At 38.9% G+C, this 20633-nt stretch carries 18 protein-coding genes; 17 read left to right on the forward strand and 1 reads right to left on the reverse strand.

Features of this window, described 5'->3' with window-relative positions; all coding sequences use genetic code 11:
* Positions 1-495: 495 nt before the first annotated feature.
* Entirely contained in the window at positions 496-1875 is a 1380-nt protein-coding gene (locus tag A2536_01200; protein ID OGF45791.1) for a hypothetical protein, read from the reverse strand.
* Between the two features lie 594 nt (positions 1876-2469).
* Here A2536_01200 and A2536_01205 point away from each other — a divergent pair.
* The 17 genes from A2536_01205 to A2536_01285 all read left to right on the forward strand — a co-directional run bounded on the left by A2536_01205 (position 2470) and on the right by A2536_01285 (position 20395).
* Positions 2470-2610, forward strand: a complete 141-nt coding sequence (locus A2536_01205) for a 50S ribosomal protein L34 (GenBank protein OGF45792.1) — start codon at positions 2470-2472, stop codon at positions 2608-2610.
* Entirely contained in the window at positions 2611-2931 is a 321-nt protein-coding gene (locus A2536_01210) for a hypothetical protein (protein OGF45793.1), read from the forward strand.
* Entirely contained in the window at positions 2928-3167 is a 240-nt protein-coding gene (locus A2536_01215) for a membrane protein insertion efficiency factor YidD (GenBank protein ID OGF45794.1), read from the forward strand. The genes A2536_01210 and A2536_01215 overlap by 4 nt, the downstream gene beginning before the upstream one ends.
* A 267-nt stretch (positions 3168-3434) precedes the next feature.
* The gene (locus A2536_01220) at positions 3435-4004 is read left to right on the forward strand and encodes a hypothetical protein (protein OGF45795.1); all 570 of its coding nucleotides are present in this window, start codon (positions 3435-3437) and stop codon (positions 4002-4004) included.
* A 500-nt stretch (positions 4005-4504) separates the two neighbouring features.
* Positions 4505-4867 (forward strand): hypothetical protein, encoded by a 363-nt coding sequence (locus A2536_01225; protein ID OGF45807.1) that lies wholly within the window; start codon positions 4505-4507, stop codon positions 4865-4867.
* A 6-nt stretch (positions 4868-4873) separates the two neighbouring features.
* Positions 4874-5386: a hypothetical protein gene (locus A2536_01230; GenBank protein ID OGF45808.1), complete on the forward strand. Its 513-nt coding sequence runs from the start codon at positions 4874-4876 to the stop codon at positions 5384-5386.
* Positions 5386-5694, forward strand: a complete 309-nt coding sequence (locus A2536_01235) for a hypothetical protein (GenBank protein OGF45796.1) — start codon at positions 5386-5388, stop codon at positions 5692-5694. The genes A2536_01230 and A2536_01235 overlap by 1 nt, the downstream gene beginning before the upstream one ends.
* A 12-nt stretch (positions 5695-5706) precedes the next feature.
* The gene (locus tag A2536_01240; GenBank protein OGF45797.1) at positions 5707-6954 is read left to right on the forward strand and encodes a hypothetical protein; all 1248 of its coding nucleotides are present in this window, start codon (positions 5707-5709) and stop codon (positions 6952-6954) included.
* Positions 6955-7117: 163 nt separating this feature from the next.
* Positions 7118-8194 carry a hypothetical protein gene (locus A2536_01245; protein ID OGF45798.1) on the forward strand — a complete coding sequence of 359 codons (1077 nt, stop codon included), beginning with the start codon at positions 7118-7120 and terminating at the stop codon, positions 8192-8194.
* Between the two features lie 278 nt (positions 8195-8472).
* Positions 8473-10431, forward strand: a complete 1959-nt coding sequence (locus A2536_01250; protein OGF45799.1) for a MacB family efflux pump subunit — start codon at positions 8473-8475, stop codon at positions 10429-10431.
* A 547-nt stretch (positions 10432-10978) separates the two neighbouring features.
* The gene (locus A2536_01255; GenBank protein ID OGF45800.1) at positions 10979-12715 is read left to right on the forward strand and encodes a hypothetical protein; all 1737 of its coding nucleotides are present in this window, start codon (positions 10979-10981) and stop codon (positions 12713-12715) included.
* Between the two features lie 7 nt (positions 12716-12722).
* Entirely contained in the window at positions 12723-14792 is a 2070-nt protein-coding gene (locus tag A2536_01260; GenBank protein ID OGF45801.1) for a hypothetical protein, read from the forward strand.
* Between the two features lie 2 nt (positions 14793-14794).
* The gene (locus A2536_01265) at positions 14795-16174 is read left to right on the forward strand and encodes a tRNA uridine-5-carboxymethylaminomethyl(34) synthesis GTPase MnmE (protein OGF45802.1); all 1380 of its coding nucleotides are present in this window, start codon (positions 14795-14797) and stop codon (positions 16172-16174) included.
* A gap of 179 nt (positions 16175-16353) precedes the next feature.
* Positions 16354-16572, forward strand: a complete 219-nt coding sequence (locus tag A2536_01270; GenBank protein OGF45803.1) for a hypothetical protein — start codon at positions 16354-16356, stop codon at positions 16570-16572.
* On the forward strand, positions 16569-16973 hold the full coding sequence (locus tag A2536_01275) for a putative toxin-antitoxin system toxin component, PIN family (GenBank protein OGF45804.1): 405 nt from the start codon (positions 16569-16571) through the stop codon (positions 16971-16973). The genes A2536_01270 and A2536_01275 overlap by 4 nt, the downstream gene beginning before the upstream one ends.
* Before the next feature lie 317 nt (positions 16974-17290).
* On the forward strand, positions 17291-18601 hold the full coding sequence (locus tag A2536_01280) for a hypothetical protein (GenBank protein OGF45805.1): 1311 nt from the start codon (positions 17291-17293) through the stop codon (positions 18599-18601).
* Between the two features lie 108 nt (positions 18602-18709).
* Positions 18710-20395, forward strand: a complete 1686-nt coding sequence (locus tag A2536_01285; protein ID OGF45806.1) for a hypothetical protein — start codon at positions 18710-18712, stop codon at positions 20393-20395.
* Positions 20396-20633 lie beyond the last annotated feature (238 nt).

Consider the following 20633-nt stretch of genomic DNA (forward strand, 5'->3'; position numbering starts at 1 on the left):
AATCAAGAGCATTTTAAGACGGCAATTTACTTTCACTGTGGAGGGCTTGAACTTTACCCATGCTAAAGCCTGAAGAGCCTCATATTTAAGCATACCTTATCATATACCAGATAACTTCTATTCACAAAAGTAATGTTACTATATATATAAATAATTACTTATAAAGATAGTAGTAGTAGTAGTAGAGGCTGTGGATATGTGAATAGTTCTGGAAATTAATACAGTTAAAGCACTTAGCATGTTGGTAATAATGTTGGCGAAATTGTTAACGAGTGTTAGTTGTGTGGATAACTTTTGAATATTCTCGTGTGGATAACTTACTAACCATATTTACTAACAAAAGTTAGTAAATAAAATTCGAAGCCCTAAACTCGAAATACGAAACAAATTCGAAAAAAGAAGAAAAATAATAAAGCGCAATAAATTATATATTTTTGTTAGAATTTTATTTTTATCATTTTTGTTTCGTCCGCCAATCATTAGGGCGGATTGAGCTTACGATTTCGTAAGCTCTTGTATCTCTTTCAACTCCTGGATCAGAATAAGGTCTGTTTGAATTTTTGCGCTGATGGTTTCATAGGCGTGAATTACCGTGGAATGATCCCTTCCTCCGAAGTTCTGGCCGATCTCAGGTAAAGACATATCCGTAAGCTCTCTAGTCAGATACATTGCAACCTGTCTGGCAAAGGCGGCCGGCTGGGTCCTTTTTTTGGTAACCATATCCGAAGGCCTTAACTTGTAGTATTTAACAACGGCGTCTTTAATGTCTTCAATAGTGATCTTTTTTTCCTGTGCGGCAGGAACTACATCTTTGAGGCATTCTTTGACCAGGTCAAGAGAAATTTTTGCTTTTGTTATAGATGAGTAAGCAATCACCTTTGTAAGATAACCGCCGAGTTTTCTTATGTCATTTGATTCCATGTTGGCAATATACAGGCAGATCTCATCAGAAAGAAAGATCTTTTCACTCTCCGCCTTCCTCTTTAAGATAGCAACGCGGAGTTCAAGACTCGGCGCGCCGATATCTGCGATAAGACCCATTTCAAAACGTGATTTTAAACGCTCTTCAATTTTTAATTCCTGCGGTTTGGAATCCGAAGTGGCGACAATCTGCCTGTTGGCGGAATAAAGCACGTTAAAGGTGTGGAAAAACTCCTCCTGCATCCCTTCTTTTCCCTGGAGGAATTGAATATCATCGATCATAAGCAGATCCACATACCGGTATTTGTTCCTGAAGTCATTAATCTTTCCGGAAGCTATTGCCGAAACCATTTCATTTAAAAACTGTTCGGAAGTAAGATACGCTATTTTTAAAGAAGGATCGCCTTTTCTGATTGCATTACCAATTGCGTGCAGCAGGTGAGTTTTCCCCAGCCCCACCCCTCCATAAATAAAAACGGGATTGTAGGATTTTGCCGGAGCTTCTGATACTGCTACGCAGGCGCCGTGAGCAAATCTGTTACTGTCTCCAACAATAAAATTTTCGAAAATATATTTTTGGTCTAAAGATAGTCCGATAATTGTACCGGTGGAAAATTTCTTCTCCTCTCTCGGAGAAACATTCGCAGTTTCAATCACAACCGGTTCTTGTTTTGCCGTTGAAATTGAATAATTAATGAAGATATCTTTATTTTCGACAGACCGGAGAGCTTCCAAGAGCAGTTCTTTGTAGTTTTTTTCCAGCCATTCTTTGTTGAAATTATTTGGAACTTCAAGTGTCAGTGTAGATGCAGCTTCATCGTAGGAAATAGCCTTAGCAACATTAAACCAGGTGTCATAAGACTGTTTACTAACACGTGATTGTATTGTTTCTAATGCCTTGTTCCATATTGAAACATCTGACATATTTGCAAATCTCCTTATTTCTAAATGCATTTTGCAATAAAGCGCAATTATTGCCTATTTTTACGATACTTATCCACAACTTTATCCACACTGTGAATATCGCAAATAACCTTTATTATCAAAGCATTTATAAAGTTATCCACAGGCACAAATTGTAGTGTTTTTTATTGAAGTTATCCACAACCTGTTGTGTTGGCTTTCCCTTTAAATACAAAGACAGGCTATAAGCCTGTCAGGGTGTTTTTCTCGTGAAACTATGTCTGCCGATAATTGATTTTGCTAAACTACCGAGCGAAGTAATCTTATAACAGTTAGGGGAAAATGTCAAGAGAAATAATTTCCGAAAAAATAAATTACTAATGACTAGTGACTATTTTAGGAACGCAGCTAAAAACCGCTGCGAATATTTAATAAATACATTATGAAGGCCTGCATAGTATTTTTGCAGGCCAACTTTAAATAGTCAGTAGTCATTAGTCCTTAGTCATTTTCTTATTACCGTTTGACAATCCCTGTGTCCTGTGATATATTTAGTAAACTTAATAATAGAACCATGAGTTATATCAGTGGAATCCAAAAGATTTGCAATCGGTGGAATCGCTTTATCAGGAGGGAGACAAGAATATGGTTAAAAGAACATTTCAACCGCACAAGAGAAAAAGAAAGAGAACGCACGGCTTCTTAAAAAAAATGAGAAGAGTGGGAGGAAAGAGAACACTTTCCCGACGCAGAGCAAAGGGAAGAAAAAGCTTGATCAATAAGTAAATGATTGATTCCTTAACTTCAAATGAAGTAAAAAAGCTTTTTGAAACAGGAAAAAGAATACGGGGAAAAGATATTTCCTTAATAATAGGCGGGAGTGACAGCGGCCGTTTCAGGTTCGCTGTCCTTCCGGCCAAAGTAAAGCCGGCAACAAAAAGAAATAAAGTTCGAAGAGTTATCCGGGAAGCCGTAAGAAGTTTAAGGGGAAAACTTCCAAAGCAAAAAACTGCCGCAATAATCACTTCAGACAAATTGCTTTTGAAATCAAAAGAAGAGATCAGCAATATCATAAAAAAGATGTTTACTGAAACCGGACTCTTGTGAAAGCTATTTTAATATTTTTATTAAAAATATATAAAAAAGGGGTATCTCCGTATCTGCCGCCTTCCTGCAGGTTCACACCCTCCTGTTCTGAATATGCAATCGAAGCGCTAAATAGATTTGGCGCGGTGAAGGGAAGCTGGCTGGCTGTTAAAAGAATATTGAAGTGCCATCCGTTCCATGAAGGGGGAATTGATCCGGTACCGGGAAAAGCCAAAGGCGTCCATAAAAGTTCGTAAAGGTCTGTAAAAGTCTATAAAAGTAAAAGCTTGAAAAGGGAAAAGAAAGATAGTTAGAATATTTTATGTTAACATCCTTCTACGCTAAAGCTTCGAAGGGTAAACGTTGCTTGGGTTGCTAACGTAAAAGCATAAAAACAAAAGGCAAAAAAAGGGGGTGAAACATTAAAATAATTTAATTATTAATTGTGTAACCTTTTAAGATATAATTGTGTCTAATAGTATAGTAAATAACAAAGAATATATGTATTAAAGGAGGAAAGATATATGAAGAGAACGAAGATGTTGGTGTTGGGAGCTGCTGTATGTATGTTTGTTTCCGGAATGCTTCTTGCGGAAGAGGGAGCAAAACAGGGTGATAGCAAGGCCCCGGGAGGGAAGGGTCCACGGGAAATAAAGACCGATTGCCCTGAATGTCAGGGAATTGTTGACCAGATCAAATCAAAGAGGGAAGAGTTAAATGTTTTGATGGAAAAAGCTAAACCTATGCATGAAGCAGAAAAAGCTAAACGCGATGCCGAAAAACAGGCAAAACTGGACGAGCTTAAGCAGAAAGACCCGAAAAAATATGAAGAAGTAATAGCCAAGAAAGAAGAAAAGAAGAAAGAAATGGAAGAAAAGAAAGAAGAGAAAAAGGAAGGTAAAGACGGAGAAAAACGCGAAGGCCGGAAGGGCGGGAAAGAAAGACCAAAGATGTCGCCGGAACAGATGGAAAAGATGAAAACCGAGAATCCCGAGCTTTATAAAATAATGACAGAAAGAGACGCAAAGCAGAAAGAATTACAGACTCTGCGCGAGCAGCTAAAGGAATGCGAAAAGAAAAACAAGAAAAAATAATTTAATAGTAGACTAACAGAAGCCGCATCTCTATAATAAACAGGGATGCGGCTTTTTTGCTGCATAGGAAAGTATACCCTTGAGGGCACAAGTAAAATACTTTCCTATCTCCGCTTGATTTGCTTCACAAATCAGAACAGCTGGGACTGCGAAAATCGCCTGATATTAGCGATAAAAGTCATCGACGAAGGCGATTTTCTTGCTGCATAGGAAAGTATAAACTTTCCTATCTCCGCTTGATTTGCTTCACAAATCAGAACAGCTAGGACTGCGAAAATCGCTCGATATTATTGATAAAAGTCATCGACGAAGGCGATTTTCTTGCGTAAAAAAGGGAACTTATAGGGATCTTGACGGGTCTTACCTGTGTAAAGCGGAGGTGCTTAATTATGAAAAAGAAAACAGTTCTTATTTCGATCTTACTTGCGGGAAGCGTGGTTTTGACCGTGTTTGGCTGCTCTCAGAAGAAACCGCACGGCTTTGAAGACCGGTTAGGCGGTATGATAGATAAGATCAGCAGTTCCTTAAACCTTACAGAAGAACAGAAGAAAAAAGCGGTTGAAATAAAAGAAGAGATATTAAATAAAAACAAGGAGTTGAGAAAGAGTGAAAGCAAAAAAGACCGTGAAATAGAAGAGGCTTTTTCAAAACAGATAAAAAACGACAAATTTGACGAGAAAGCGGTAAATAAACTTCTTGATGCCAAGATAGAGGGAATGGAAGAAATGCGGCGTTTTATGATAATGGAGCTTAAGAAATTTCATGCAGTATTAACACCGGAGCAGAGAATAAAACTTTCCGATATTCTGAAAGAGATAGGAGCCAGGCGCGGTCCCAAGATGAAAAAGGAAACCGGCAGGTAAATGCAAATCTCCGAAGAAAGTTTTGCAAAAATTATCAGAGAGACCAAGGTTGTGGTGCTTTCCGCGGTGAAGAAACATCTCTTTGAACATTACGCTCACGCGCTGGACGATGTAGTTCAGGAGACTTATTTTAAGGCTTTTGACAGTCTGGTAAAAGAAAAATTCAGGGAAGAATCCAAGCTCAGCACCTGGCTGTATGTGATAGCTAAAAATGAAGCGCTCAGAATGAACGGAAAATTAAAGAGAGAAGAACAAAAAAAAGATCTTTTTGGTATATTCTTCAGAGAAAAAGAAAAGGAACTTGACGAGAAATTGAATACTCTGGAAATCGAAGATACGCTTAAAAAGGTGAATCTTCTTCCGCTGAAGTACAGGTCTATTTTGATGCTGTATTCGGAAGGTTTAAGTGAAAAGGAAATAGCGGAAAAGTTATTACTCCCTTCGGGAACAGTAAAAAGCAGGATATACCGGGGAAGAAAAAAGATGTTGAGAATGCTGGAAAACGGAGGGACTGCCTGATGGTTGATATTGATGAACTTATAGAGCAAAGAAAAAAAGATCCTGTTTGGGAATTAAAGATAGCCCGGGGTGTCTTTGCCGCCAAAAAAAGGATTTACAAAAAAAAAAGAATAATCACCGCAACCTTATTTTCGCTGTTGTTGATTGCAGGTTCCGGCGTGTTTTTTGCCGCGAACCGGAAAGAGAGCCTGAAAAATAATCTGGATTCTGTGATTTCGGAAACGCTTCCACATTATACGGCCGGCGTTATTATTTCCGGGGATATTGACAGTAAAATAGACCTGTATTGCATGGCTGTCGGCGAGTAAAAAGGAAAAAACATGTTAAACAAACTTATGATTTTATTGTTTCTTTCGGGGTTCTTTTTTGCTGAAGATACTCTTACCTGGGAGGAATGCGTGAAGGAGGCGGTTAAAAATAATCCTGATTTAAAATCCGCCAAAGAAAAAATATTCCAGGCCGAAAAAGACCTGCTGGTAATTCAAAGCGGGGGAGTTTTGCAGGTGAGCGGGAGTATAAGCCAGAGTAATTCTTTCCCTCTGACAAGCGGAACCTACAGCATGTCGAGCGGGTATAGTTTGTCCGGCAGGTATCTGCTTTATGACGGTAATAAATATTCTTTTGATGTTGCCGCCGCTAAAGAAAGAATTAATGCGGCAAAGTTTTCTTATGAAGCGGTCTCAGCCTCCGTCAGATACAGTTTAAGGTCTGCTTTTTTGGATCTTTTTAAGACCGGGCAGCTTGTAATTATTACCGGGGATATAAAGAAAAGAAGAAAAGAAAATTACGACATGGTAAAATTAAGTTATGACGCAGGAAGAGAACACAAAGGTTCCGTACTTCTGGCAGAAGCTAACTTATTGCAGGCGGATTATGAGGTAACGGCGGCAAAGAGAAATCTGGATCTTGCTTCGACAAAACTAATAGGGCATTTGGGAAGGAAAAATGAAGCAACAATTAAAGCAGTTTCGGAGATTGATTTAAAATATGATCAAAAAGAAAAACCGGATTTAAAGAAACTTGTAGAAAATTGTCCTTCCTATAAGCAAAGCCTTTCTCAAAAATTTATAGCGGATTACAATCTTAAATCCGCCCGGACGTCATTTTTTCCCCAGGTTTCCCTGAGTGCCGGCGCGGGGAAAAATGCTTCTAACTTTGCATGGGATATCCCGGATTTATCTGCAGGAATAAGTGTTTCTCTGGATCTCTTTGACGGAGGAAGACGGACAGCGCAGGTGGAAAAGGCAGCGTCTTTAATTTTACAGGCGGATTTTGATTTAATTGCTTCTTCTTTTGATCTTGAGGCTGCGCTTTTTAACTCGTGGATAAATTTTCAGAACGCATCTGACCAGGCAGGCGTAAGGAAAAAATTTCTTGAAGCAACCACGGAAAGAGCCAAAATAGCGGAAATACAGTATTCCAACGGATTAATTGCTTTTGATAACTGGATTATTATAGAAGATGATCTCGTAAATTCCAAAAAATCTCTTTTGGACGCGCAAATAAACTCTCTAAGCGCGGAGAACTCCTGGCTGAACGCAAAAGGGGAAACGTTGGAAAGTAAATAAAATTTAAGTACTATTTACTAATGACTAGTGACTATTTAATGAAAACGGCAAAAAATCCGCCGCAATATTTAAAAATAGATTAATGAAGGCGAAGTATTTATTTCGCCGTCAATAAATTGTCATTAGTCACTAGTAATTAGTCAATAAAATACTCGGAGGCAATATGAAAAAAGCAATAATATTAGCGGTGATAGGTCTTATGATCGGCGGGACCGTTTCAGCGTATTTTATTTTCCGGAACAAGGATACGGCCAAGAAGAGCGAAATTAAGATCGTTTCCCCGGAAATGGGAAAAATAGAAATTATTATTTCAACGACCGGAACCGTTCTGCCTAAAAACAGGGTGGAAATGAAACCTACGGTAGACGGACGTGTTGACAGTATTTTAGTGGAAGAAGGGGATAAGGTAAAAAAAGGCCGGATTTTAGCGTGGATGAGCTCTACCGAAAGAGCAATCCTCCTTGATGCGGCAAGAAGTCAGGGAGCCGAAGCGATTAAACACTGGGAGGAAGTTTATAAACAGACCCCTATTATCGCGCAAATAGACGGGGAAGTGATAGTAAGAAATATTGAGCCGGGACAGTCTGTAACAAAAACAACTGCGGTGCTGGTTCTTTCCGATAAGCTTGTCATAAATGCAAAAGTGGATGAAACCGATATCGGCAAAGTTAAAGTCGGACATGAAGCAAAAATCTCCCTGGATGCGTATCCCGAAGTAAGAGAGAGAGGAACAGTGACCCATATTTCTTATGAGTCCAAGATGGTAAATAATGTTACGACCTATGATGTGGAGATAATTCCAAATAAGATCCCGTCAGTTTTCCGTTCCGGAATGAGTTCCAACGTCGATATAATACAGGAAAGAAAAAAAGATATTCTGATTTTACCTCTTGCTGCGGTCAGGAAAGACAGCAAGGACAGCAAAGACAGCAAAGGAAGTAAGGGAAGCAGGGGAAGCAAAGAAAGCACAGGCAGTGAAGAAAGCAAAGATAAAAAAGAAAGCATTAATAGCGGGGAAAGTTATGTGATGGTAAAAAGGGAAGGGGTTTTAGAACCGGAAAAAGTCATTGTAAAGACAGGGTTAGCAGACAACCTGAATATTGAAATTGTTTCAGGTGTAGGGACTGATGATAAAATAATCATAGAATCAAAGAAATTCTCATTGTCAGATAAAGCAGGAGCGGCAAACAATCCGTTTATGCCTTCAAGACCTGCAGGAGCCAGCGGAAGAGGCAGATAATAATAGATGATTGGATGATTAGAAGGTTGGAGGGTTGGCAAGAGCGGAAGAAAATGAAGACGGGAAGGTAAGGATGAGGCTTAGAGGGTTGTCCGCCAATTATATGAGGCGGATCTTTTGTTGAGATGCGCAGAGGCTTGGCGAGAACAAGTACGGAGTATTTTATAAAGCTTATGACACATTTTTAAATATAGTATTTTCTCGTAACATTTTTTAGTTTTTTATCAGTGGAATCCTGTAGCACTGAAATCGGTGGAATCTTTTTCAAAGGAAGTTACATGATCGAACTTAAAAACGTCAGTAAAACATATCAGATGGGGGATATCACGGTGCAGGCGCTCCGGGATGTTTCTCTTAAAATTGAACAGGGGGAGTATGTTGCCATAATCGGACCTTCAGGCTCCGGCAAGTCCACCCTTATGCATATCCTCGGATTTTTAGACCGGCCCGATACCGGGGCCTATACGGTTTTTGGCGAAGATGTTGCGAAATTAAAGGACGATAAACTGGCAATTCTTAGAAGCAATGTTGCAGGGTTTGTTTTTCAGCAGTTTTATTTACTCCCCAGAACAAAGGCAATAGAAAATGTCGAACTTCCGCTTATCTATGCGGGAAAGAAAGAGTTAAGAGCTTTAGCCCATGAAAAATTAGTGCAGGTTGAACTTTCTGAAAGAGAAAATCACACTCCAAACGAACTCTCCGGCGGGCAGCAGCAAAGGGTTGCGATAGCCAGAGCGCTTGTCAATGATCCCCTGGTAATCTTTGCTGATGAACCGACAGGTAACCTGGACTCTAAAAGTAAAGAAGAAATAATGTCCATTTTGGAAGGTCTTAATAAAAAAGGGAAGACCATAGTAATGGTTACCCACGAAAAAGAAATGGCGGAAAGGGCAAAAAGAATAATCACGGTCTTTGACGGAAAGATAGTTTCAGACGTAAAAAAAACCGACGGACTGTTTTTACATAAAGGAGAAAGAAAGCTTGATGCCGTGCAGCTTTTTGCCAGAAAGAAGACAAATTTCTGGAGCGCTCTATTTATGGATCATCTTCCCCAGGCGCTTAAATCCATATTTTCCCACAAAATGCGTTCAGCGCTTTCAATGCTGGGTATTTTGATCGGCGTGGGCGCGGTTATCGCCATGCTGGCTCTCGGTAAGGGCGCCCAGCAATCTATGGAAGCGCGTTTGGCCTCTCTGGGTTCAAACCTTCTTATGCTAACGCCGGGAAGCAGCAATGTCGGAGGAGTTTCTTTGGGCGCCGGTGCTGTAACCCGTTTTACTCTTGCCGATGCCGAAGCCTTGAGTAAAGCAGGAGGCAGTATAAAAAGAGTTTCCCCGACGGTTAGCGGCAGGGCGCAGGTGGTTTTTGAAAATAAAAACTGGCAGACAAGGGTGCAGAGTACAGGAGTTGACTACGCGGAACTTCACGCGGCTAACCCCGAGTTTGGCAGATTCTTTACTGCGGAAGAGGTTAAGTCGCGCGCAAAAGTTGTAGTAGTCGGGACTACCGTAGTCAGTAATTTGTTCGGCAACTCTGATCCGGTCGGAAGAACTATAAAGATCAACAGGATTAATTTTAGCATTATCGGCGTGTTACCCCAGAAAGGTTCAAACGGATTTCAAGATCAGGACGACACAATGGTTATCCCCGTTACAACCGGTATGTACCGCCTGCTCGGAAAAGTATATGTTGACTCCATAGATGTTGAAGCAGTCAGCCTGGATGTTATGGCGGATGCCGCTGAAGAGATCAAGCAGGTTATAATCAAGACGCATGAGTTAAAAGATGATAGTTCTTTCCAGATAAGAAATATGGAAGATATCCAAAATATGATGAAAAGCGTTACTAATACCATGAGCATGCTCCTTGGAAGCGTTGCTGTTATCTCGCTTTTAGTCGGAGGTATCGGGATAATGAACATCATGCTGGTTTCGGTTACGGAAAGAACAAAAGAGATAGGGCTTCGAAAAGCCATAGGCGCGCAGGAAAAAGATATTATGATGCAATTTTTAATAGAAGCTATAGTAATGACCGTGAGCGGGGGCATTATCGGTGTTATCTTTGGTGAGCTTATTTCTTTTATAATGGCAAAACTTACCGGTTGGCCGGTCATTGTCACAACCTTGTCCATAGTCGTTTCTACAATTTTTTCCGCTACAATCGGTCTTATTTTCGGGATATTCCCCGCAAGAAAAGCTGCAAAGCTTAATCCTATTGAGGCGCTCCGGTTTGAGTAAAATCCTTCCTTGAAAACAAAACAGGAATATCAAAATATGAGTTTAGAAATACCGGCATGCAGGTTGTCTGTCTCGGTTGAATCTCTCTTTCTTATCAGTGGAGTCAAAACCGAAATCCCCTTGAAACCTTAATAACATGTAAAAAAATTGTACGTTTCCTGCTTCGGATTTCGGGTTAGTTCTTTCACGTTGACTTATTTTACAGTGTAGCTTAAAATAGTAAATAAGAAGAGTGGAGCCTTATGAAAAAAATAATATTATTTTTATTTTTATGTACGGGTTTGCATTCCGCAGATGGCAAAATACAGATTGCAGTAATGGAGCTTGTTCCAAAACGTTGCCCTCCAAAAAGACCGGCGGGCAGGTGAGTCGGGGATGACAAAAGAAATGGGGAAACGCCTGTTCGGGTTATTATTGCATAGCCTGTATATAATATGGTAGTATATCAAAGTTGCGTTTAAAAAGCGGATAAAGTGAAGAAAGTCAGCAAGGGAAAAAAGACGAGCATTATGTCATAAATTAAAGTTGTTCGAAAGGAGAATTTATCATGGGTAAAGAAGGAAAAAGAATAATACTTGCGGCGGCGCTTTCATTTTTAGTTCTGATTGCATTTCAGTACTTCATGGCCAAAAACCAGAAACCGGCTTCGAATTTTTCGCAAAAAAGGGCAGTTACAGAGGAAGCAGCTGCGCCGGAAATAAAAGTAAAAGAAACAGCTGCCGTGGTAAAACCGGCAAAAGCAGCAGTCATAGAAAAAACTAAGGTTGTTCTTAAAAGCGAAGATCTCGTTTTTTCTACGCCTTCTTCTGTAATTACTTTTAACACTGCAGGCGGTTGTATTAAGCACTGGGTATTAAATGATTATAAAGAGAACGGGAAACAGATAGATATGGTATGGAACAGCGACCGGAATATTTTTCCGGGGACACTTGTAATCCCGTCGCTTAAATTTGAAGACAATGTGGTTTATAAAGCAAAACAGACGGAAACAGGCGCTGAGTTTACGGCGGTTGTAAAGGGCGTGGCCGAGATAACAAAAACATATTCCTTTAGAAAAGAAAGCTTCACCTGTGATATTACTTTAAATATAAAATCTTTAAACAAGGAAGTAAAAAATATTACCGATGCAAAACTGTATCTTGGCGTCGGAGTTAATAATCATTTTATTTATAATGACAAGGGCGTTATTCTTGAAAAGGATATGAAAAAGATAGTAGAAAATATGGCGGTGTTTTCTAATATTCATTACCTGGACAAGACGGTCGTTAAAAATATATTTGGGATGAAACAAACAGTAAATGAAAAGCAGGAACCGGATTTTATTATTAAAGACGCTGAAAAACAAACAGGAGCAGGAGAACTTTCCTGGCTTGGAATAAAGGACAAATATTTTATATCAGTTTTTATTCCCCGGGCAGGCTCGGGAATGAGAGGCGAAGAACATGCTTTAATGTTTTCTCCCAAGCTGGAGCAAAAGAAAGATAACATAACAAAAGAAGTTGATTCCCATTTTGCAATGCCGGTTGCCTCACTTTTACTTCCGGCGTTTGACGGAGAAAAGGGCGGAACTTTTGCGATGGCATATTATTCGGGCCCGATATTATATGAGAATCTGGATGCTTTTAAAGTCGGACTATATCACGCGATGGATCTGGGCTGGAGCTTTTTTAATGTAATCGGTCTCGGGATGTTAATTGTATTAAAATGGTGCTATGCTTTTACCTTTAACTGGGGTCTTGCGATTATAGTTGTAACGGTGGTGCTTAAAGCAATAACCTGGTGGCCGACACAAAAGAGTTATCAAGCCATGAAAAAAATGCAGGATATTCAGCCTGAGATTAATGCTCTTAAAGCAAAATATAAGGACAACCCTCAGAAAATGACAGAAGAAACAATGAGAATATATAAGGAAAAGAAAGTAAACCCTCTGGGCGGGTGTTTGCCTATGCTTCTGCAGATTCCTATTTTTGTGGCCTTTTACGCGGTGCTTGCTAATGCTATAGAGCTTAAAAATGCTCCGTTTTTGATCTGGAGCGATCTTTCGGTAAGAGACCCGTACTTTGTTCTCCTTATTCTAATGCTTGCAACTATGATCTTGCAGCAAAAGATGACTCCTGCTACGGATCCGCAGCAGGCAAAAATGATGATGTGGATGATGCCTGCAATATTTGCGTTTATTTTCTGGTCCCTTCCCGCGGGACTGCTTCTTTATTTTACGGTACAGAATATTCTTTCAATAGTACAGCAATGGATGGTTAATAAGAAACCTGCAACAGTTACCTGAAAACAAGATGAGAAACAAAAGATTATTAACATACGGTGTTTTGACTGTAATATTCCTGCTATTACAGTCCGGTTTTGGAGAAGAACCTGATCTTGTTCAAAACAAGGACGTTACTGCCGAGATTTCTTTGGATGATTCAAAAACACAGCAGGCAGAAAAACACGCGGAAAAAATTAAACAGTACCTGGAGAACTTGATATTCCGCATTCAGGAGGAGGATACGGAGACAGGGGAACTGCCTGAAGCCGGGTTTTCGATAGTTACAAATAATTTAAATTTGGAAAAATTAATCATAACCGGAGAAAAAGGAAGGAAATATTTATTTTCTTTGCTTAAAGAAACCAAAAGCGGTTACACAAAAGAAAGGATACTCCGGGAAATTTATAAAGATACAGCGGATAAAGAATTAGATGAATTTACGATTGAAACATTATATTCGGTAATCAAAGACAAGAGCTCCCAGATAAGATTTCTTACCGTCAGATTTCTCGGGGAAAAGGGTTCTTCGAAGTCCATTCCAAAAATCAACTCCCTGCTTTATGATTCTTTTGTCCTTCGAAAAGATGTTTATCCCGTAAGAGTCGCGGCCAGAGAGGCCATTGAGCTTATTAAAATCCGTGAAGAGGCAAAAACTATTTCTGAAGAAGAACGAATAAAAAAGTGGCTGCAGGTTATAAAAGAAAAATCTGTTTTAAGGCAGGATTATTTTTGCGAGAAAGCCGTAAAAGAAATAGCCCTTTTGGTAAACGGAAAAGAAAGTGTCTGGACGGAGCTAACTTCTGCGAAAGAAATGGTCGGGAAGAAAACCCTGATAAATAATAAAATATTCAGCTATCTTCTTCTGGCTGCTTCGAATTTAAAGGATGAAAGAGTGCTGCCCTTGATTGAAGAATCCTTTAAGGACCCCTCTCTGTTGAGCATGGCTGTCAGAGCTTCCGCTGCACTCTCTGTTTCTAAAACAACTGACTTTTTGCTCAAAGAACCTGTTAACAGCAGGAACGCACAACTTTTAATGGAAGCGTTAAAAGAAAAGCTGGGGGAAAAAGAAATTGACGCTAACCCAGTCCCCTTGCCGGCGCAAATTGCCGGAGAGCATGATTCTTTGACTTATACCGGTTATGATAAAGAGAGTTTTGATGCCATTGTTAAAAATGTAAAACAAATATTGCTTGTAAAAAGGAATAATGAAGCTTATAAAGATGCGGCAAAAATGTATTTATTTGGCCTGAATGATTTTAACCGGGCGCAGGGATATCTTTCCCTCTATGAAAGTATAGTTAAAGAAGCAGTCTCTGATGATGTTTATGCCGAGCTTGCGGCAAAATGCCTGGCAAATACCGGAAAATTTGCCGAAGCAAAAGAGCTTTTCCCGTTAATGGATCTTAAACCGTATTTGATTAACCTGAAGTTTTTGGAAATGCTGACAAGTAAAGAAATAATAGAACCGGTTATCGGCTGTAGAAGGAATTACCTGCTGGTAAATGCATATTTGGAACTCAGGAACTATAGAAAGGCTCTAAGTGTATTAAAAAACCCAAAAACAGCAGATTGTACGGAAGTTACGGAGCAGTTTATAAAAGATAAAACAGCCCTTTCGGAACAAAAATTAAAGGAAGAAACGGAAGAAATATTGTCAGACTTGGATACTGCTCCTAATGAAGATATTACTCTTGAAATTTCAACAGAAAAACCGGAATACGGCAAAGAAGAAGAAATAAAAATTAAACTTCTTTTTAAAAATACGGGAAGCCTGGTTGCCTCCGGAATTAATGATATTAAAGGTAATTTTGGTTTTGACCTTCTTGTAATTAAGGAAGGCCGTCTGATAAAGAAGTTAAAAAAAGATCTTTCAGTAATACAGGGAACCGAAGAGCAAGTGAGGGATATTTTTACAATAGATGCAGGCACCGCTCTTACTTCGGAAATTGTTGCGTTTTCTGCGGCTGAAGACAAAATCGAACAGGAAGTAGAAATTGTTCTTTCTTATTCCGGAGGTCCGGAAATAACCGGAATGAAAAAGAGTTGGATAAAACATCCGGTTATTTCGAATGAACTGAAAATTAAAATCAGGAAATAATCATGAAAAATACAATAGCTGCAATATCCACTCCGCCCGGCGAAAGCGGCCTTGGCATTGTACGGGTTTCAGGAGCAGATGCCGTAAAGATCGTATCAAAAATATTCAAACCGAAAAAAGAAAAAACATTATCAGAAATGCCTTCATATTCAGCCCATTATGGTTTTATTGCAGATCCGATCAGCAGGGAAACAATAGATGAAGTAATTGTGACTATCATGAAAGCGCCTGCTACTTATACAAGGGAAGACACGGCAGAAATTAATTGCCATGGCGGTCTGGTTTCAGTCAGGCGGACGCTCCTTCTTTTATTAAAATATGGTGCGCGTCTTGCGGAACCCGGGGAGTTCACAAAACGGGCTTTTTTAAACGGAAGGATAGATCTTGCGCAGGCAGAAGCGGTTTTTGATATTATAAAGGCAAAAACGGAAGAAAGCTTAAAAGCAGCCGTAAACCAGCTTAAAGGCGGGCTTTCAAAAAAGATGGAGCTTATTGCGGAAGCTTTAAAAAATATCTGTGCGGGGGTTGAAGCCAATATAGAATTTGCAGAGGAAGAAATAGAGACGACCGGTATGTCCGGGGTCAAGAAAGAGCTGCAAAAGACATTAAAAGAAATAAATGCATTACTTGCCACCGCCGAGGGCGGGAAAATGCTCCGCGAGGGAATAAAAACCGCGATAATCGGAAAACCCAACGCCGGCAAGTCCTCGCTTTTGAATGAGCTTTTAGACGAAGAGCGCGCTATAGTGACACATATTCCGGGAACAACGAGAGATGTAATAGAGGAAACTATAAACATAGAAGGGATTGCGTTTGTTCTATCCGATACCGCCGGGATAAGAGAGGCCAAAGACCTGGTGGAAAGAAAAGGAATAGAACGGTCGATAATCGCAATAGATGAAGCTGACCTTCTCCTTGCCGTGTTTGACGGGGCCACAAAGATAGAAAAAGAAGATCTGGAGATAATAAATAAGATAAAGGGTAAAAATATTATTGCTGTCATAAATAAAACCGATCTGAAACCCGCAAAAACAACCGAAAAAGAGGTTAAGAAGTTAATCTCTGCCTCGATTGTTAAAATATCCCTTTTAAACAAAACCGGTATAGAAAAACTGAAGAAAGAGATGGGGAAGATAGCGCTGGAAAAGGGCGCGAGGTCGAAAGAAAGCTTAATAATAACGAATGTCAGGCATAAGGAACTCCTCTCAAACGCCGCTGATTCAATAAAAAAAGCAATTGAATCGATAAATAAAAAAATGTCCGAGGAGTTTATCGCTTTAGATATTCGGGGAGCTCTCGATTATATAGGAAGTGTTACGGGAAGAGTTTCAACGGATGATATATTGAATAAGATATTTAGTGATTTCTGCATTGGTAAGTAAAGGTAGCAGAAATCAAAATTCGAAGTACTAAACTCGAAATTCGAGTGCGCCAAGAATCAGAAAATGAAAATAAATAAAAAAGGGAACAAAGTGAAAAAGGGGTGAAGGGGTAAAATTTTAGGCTGGTTGACAAATATTGATATTTGTGTTACAATGTAACACAGGGGTTAGGAGGGTGTATGAATCAGACATTAACAATAAGGATCACAGATGAGCTAAAAAAGGACCTTAATAAAGTCAGTGTAAGCGAAGAAAAACCTGTGAGTGATATTGTCCGCGAATCAATCAAGGCGTATGTGGCTTTAAGAAGATTCAGGATGATAAGGAAAAAAATACTGCCGTTTGCCGAGGCAGAGGGTATTTTGACCGATGAAGATGTATTCAGGAAACTTAAATGAAGGTAGTTATTGACAGCAATGTTATTATTGCTGCATTTGCCACAAGAGGGATTTGTCAGTCGATATTTGAAGCGGCCATGGAAAGCTCGGAAGTAATTATCAGCAAAAAAATAATTAACGAGGTCAAAGAAAAACTCTCAGTTAAAATAAAACTCCCTCAGGCAAGTGTGACCGAAGCTGTAGAATATTTAAATGAGTTTTGCGTATTAACAACTTTTGAGAAATCCAAAAAAGTCTGCAGGGACGAAAAAGATAACCATATCCTGTGGCTCGCTGAAAGCTCTAAAGCCGAGTATATCATAACCGGGGACGAAGACCTGAAAGTGCTGAAAAAGCATAAAATCACCCAGATCGTCTCCCCCCGCGGCTTTTGGTTTGTGCTGAGCGGGAAAAAAAGATGACAGGTTGCAGGTTGAGCAAACCAGGAACCATTCAATACTTCAGGTTCATGGCGTGAAATCATGTATGGTTAATAGGCCCTGGCATTGTGCGATAGTATCTGATAAAGTCAACAAGGAGGGAATGCCTTATATAATCGATAACTTTCCGGAACCGGGTTATACATCTGAAACACATTTACTTACAAATTATCCGGATATTAGCAGCCATTTTAGATATCCGTAAATATTCCAAAAGATAAGAAGTAAAAACAATATTGACAGATGGTATCACCTATGATACCATTATATAGCTGTAATGGTATCATAGGAGAGCTTAAATGATAAGCAAAGAAAAGGTTAAGGAGTTAATAAAAGAAAGCCAGGAATTTGAATTTCCCGAGATCGTACAAAGAGATGTTAAAATACCTTCTGATACAAAGAAAATTATTACGGTAACCGGCCCCCGTAGAAGCGGTAAAACTTATCTTTTTTATAATAAAATGAAAGAGTTAGCAGCTTCCGGCGTTCCAAGAGAAAACATGTTTTATCTCAATTTCGACGATCCGAGAGTTTTGCCTTTTGATGGTAAAAGTATTGATATAATACTGGAAGCCTATCACGATCTTTATCCTGAGAATACAAAAATAATATGTTATTCTTTTTTTGACGAAATTCAAAATATTTCAAATTGGGAAAGAGGGGTAAGAAGACTCTTAGATACCGGAAAATTCAGGATATTTTTGACCGGTTCTTCTTCCGAGGTGTTTCATGAAAGCCTTTCAAAGGAAATGAGAGGGAGATCTATAAATTATGACCTCCTGCCGTTTTCTTTTAAAGAAATATTAAGATCAAAAGGCATAGTTATTAAAAAAAATATTTCATATTCAAAAGACAGACATAGTATAAAAAAGGAGTTAGAAATTTACAGCGAGTTTGGAGGCTTTCCGGAAGCGGTACTTGAGGAAAACAAAGCTTTAAGGTTAAGGATCCTCGGAGAGTATTGGAATACGATGTTCCTGAAAGACATGGTGGAAAGATTTTCCCTTCGGAATGAAGGTGCAGCTAGAGAATTAATGAGATACTTGACTACAAATATATCCTCCGTGTTTTCTGTCACTGCTTTTTGGAAGGCGCTAAAAGAAGCCTATCCTATGACAAAACGGACACTTTTGAAATATGTATCGGCATTGGAAAAAACCGGTTTGTTCATTCTTAACCGGAAATACTCTGCTTCATTAAAGGAGCAGATGTTATCCGTCAGGAAATGCTACCTTATTGACAATGGGTTAAGAACGGCCTATGGCTTCAGGTTTAGCGAGGATTACGGCAAAGTAATGGAGAATACAGTAATGATAGAATTAAAACAAAGACAGCTTCAAAATCCATTGATGGAAATATATTACTGGAAAGAAGAGAAAGAAGTGGATTTTGTTATCAAGCAGGGAGTGAAGATAATTCAATTAATACAGGTGTGCGCCGAAACATACAATTTGGAAACAAAAAAGAGAGAAATAGCTCCGCTTTTAAAAGCAGGGAAGGAATTCAAATGCCGCAACCTGTTGTTAATTACAAAAGAAGAAGAAAAAGAGGAAAAATACTCAGGACAGGTAATAAAATACGTGCCATTATGGAAATGGCTGATAAATTAATATTTGAGGAGAAGGAGGCAGTGTGAAAAAAGTATTTTTGGTTCATTCTGGTAAAAAAGTCACAAATAAATTGAAGTCTAACTTGCATAATATAAATATAGAAATATGATGCTTAAAAAGAGTTGTTTCACTTTACTTTTCATTATATTTCTTTCGGGGGGGCTTTCTGCGAAAGCGGCGGGGAAGTTTACGGATGCGGTGACGGGGTTATCCTTTAAGATCCCTGAAGGCTGGCAGCAGGCGAAGAAGCAGTACCCTCCTTTCTTTTATTCCGACCCGGACAGTAAAATTCAGGATTTTATGATACTGGAAAAATATTTCAGGGATGTTCCGGTGGAAGAAGCTTATGAAAAATATTGGGAGCAATATAAAAAATCATATGTAGATATTAAAGTATTGGAACACAAGGAAATTGAACTAAAAGACAGAAAAGCCATTCTTATATATTTTTCCTATCAAAAGGAAAAGAAAATAAAGGCCGGAGAGATAAAAAAAAAGGAAGAAGTAACCCCTGAAGAAAGTGTTAAGGAAGAAAGCGGTAAACCGAAAAAAATGTTCCTGCTTTTTATCAAAACCGGAAGTATAGTTAATATATTGGAGTTTTTTAACCTGGTCATGACGGGAGAAGATGCCGGTAAATTGCTGGAAGAACTGGCCGGAACAATAAAATTCGAGACTGCGCCTAAAGTCCTGCACTCTCTTTTTTCAGCAAAAGAAAATGATATTGAAGAGCTGATAGAAAAAAAAGAATATATAAAAGCTTTGGAAGCTTTTGAAAAGATCTTGCAAGAAAGCTCCAGGGATCCGCAGCTTCTTATGCATAAAGCCGTGTTAAACGCCTGCCTGGACAAAGAAGAAGAAGCCGTAAAATTCATAAAAGAAGCTTTCGCGGAGGGGTATTTTGATCTTTCTTTTGTGGTAGAGAAAGAAGAGTTCCAGGGACTAATTAAAAAAGGTTTACTTACGGAGTTTTTAAAAAATAAAAATGAACTGATAAAAAAAGGCAGAAAAGTATTAATGGCAAGGACAAAAAAAGAGCTTGCCAGCTATTACGAAATAAATATACCGGAAACAAATGTAATATTATTTACGGATATAAGAGATAACGCAAAAATAAAAATACTCAAAGAATCCATGGTCACTGCCGCAAAGTTCGCTAAAGAGGATTTGGGAATAAAAACAAGCGAGTTCCCAATAATCTGGATAATGTCGGAAAGCCGGGATGTTAACAAAGCGTTGATCGGGACGTTGCTTGGCACAAGCAGCGGATTTGAGGGGGTTTTTGTTCCGGCCTTCGGTATATTTTTCTCCGATACTTATACAGGTTACGGTACTTTTGTTCATGAATATATGCACGCCCTGCATTCAGGAGATCAGGCAATGGTATTGCAGGATCATCCAAGATGGCTTACGGAGATGCTTTCTACCACATACGAATCTCTCAGGTGGAATTATGTAAGCGAAAAAATAGAAGTGAAATATAAGAGCTCGCGCCTGGAATCTTTAAAAGAAATGTTCACCGAAGGTAAGCACGTAGGTCTGGAAAAAATAATTACAAAAGAAAAAGGATGGAACAAAGATGTAGATATTGAAATATTTTATGCCACCGTCAGATATCTGGGGATATATCTGTACAGTGAAAACCTTCTTGGGGATTTCTATAAAGAGTACAAAAAAAGCTACAAAAACGACAAAAGCGGTTTAAAAGCCTTCGAAAAGGTTACAGGCAAAAAAATATCAGAATTTGAAAAAGAGTGGGAAAAATGGCTCCCCACCCTTGTTGGCAAGGAATAAGGTATCGTTTGAGGGTATAATAAAATCCCGCCGAATATTAAATATAAAATCATAAAAGATTAGTTTGCGTTAAAGACAAATGACAAATTACGAATGACAATATATTGAGTTATATAATAATTCTCATAATATTGTCCTTTGAAATTTGTACTTGAGTTATAATCAAAAGATGTGTATGAAGTAAAACAGCGACGTATCCTGTATAATAAGTTTTACGAGAACAAAATTATAAGGAGGA

Source organism: Candidatus Firestonebacteria bacterium RIFOXYD2_FULL_39_29 (assembly GCA_001778375.1).
Taxonomy (GTDB): Bacteria; Oederibacteriota; D2-FULL-39-29; order D2-FULL-39-29; family D2-FULL-39-29; genus D2-FULL-39-29.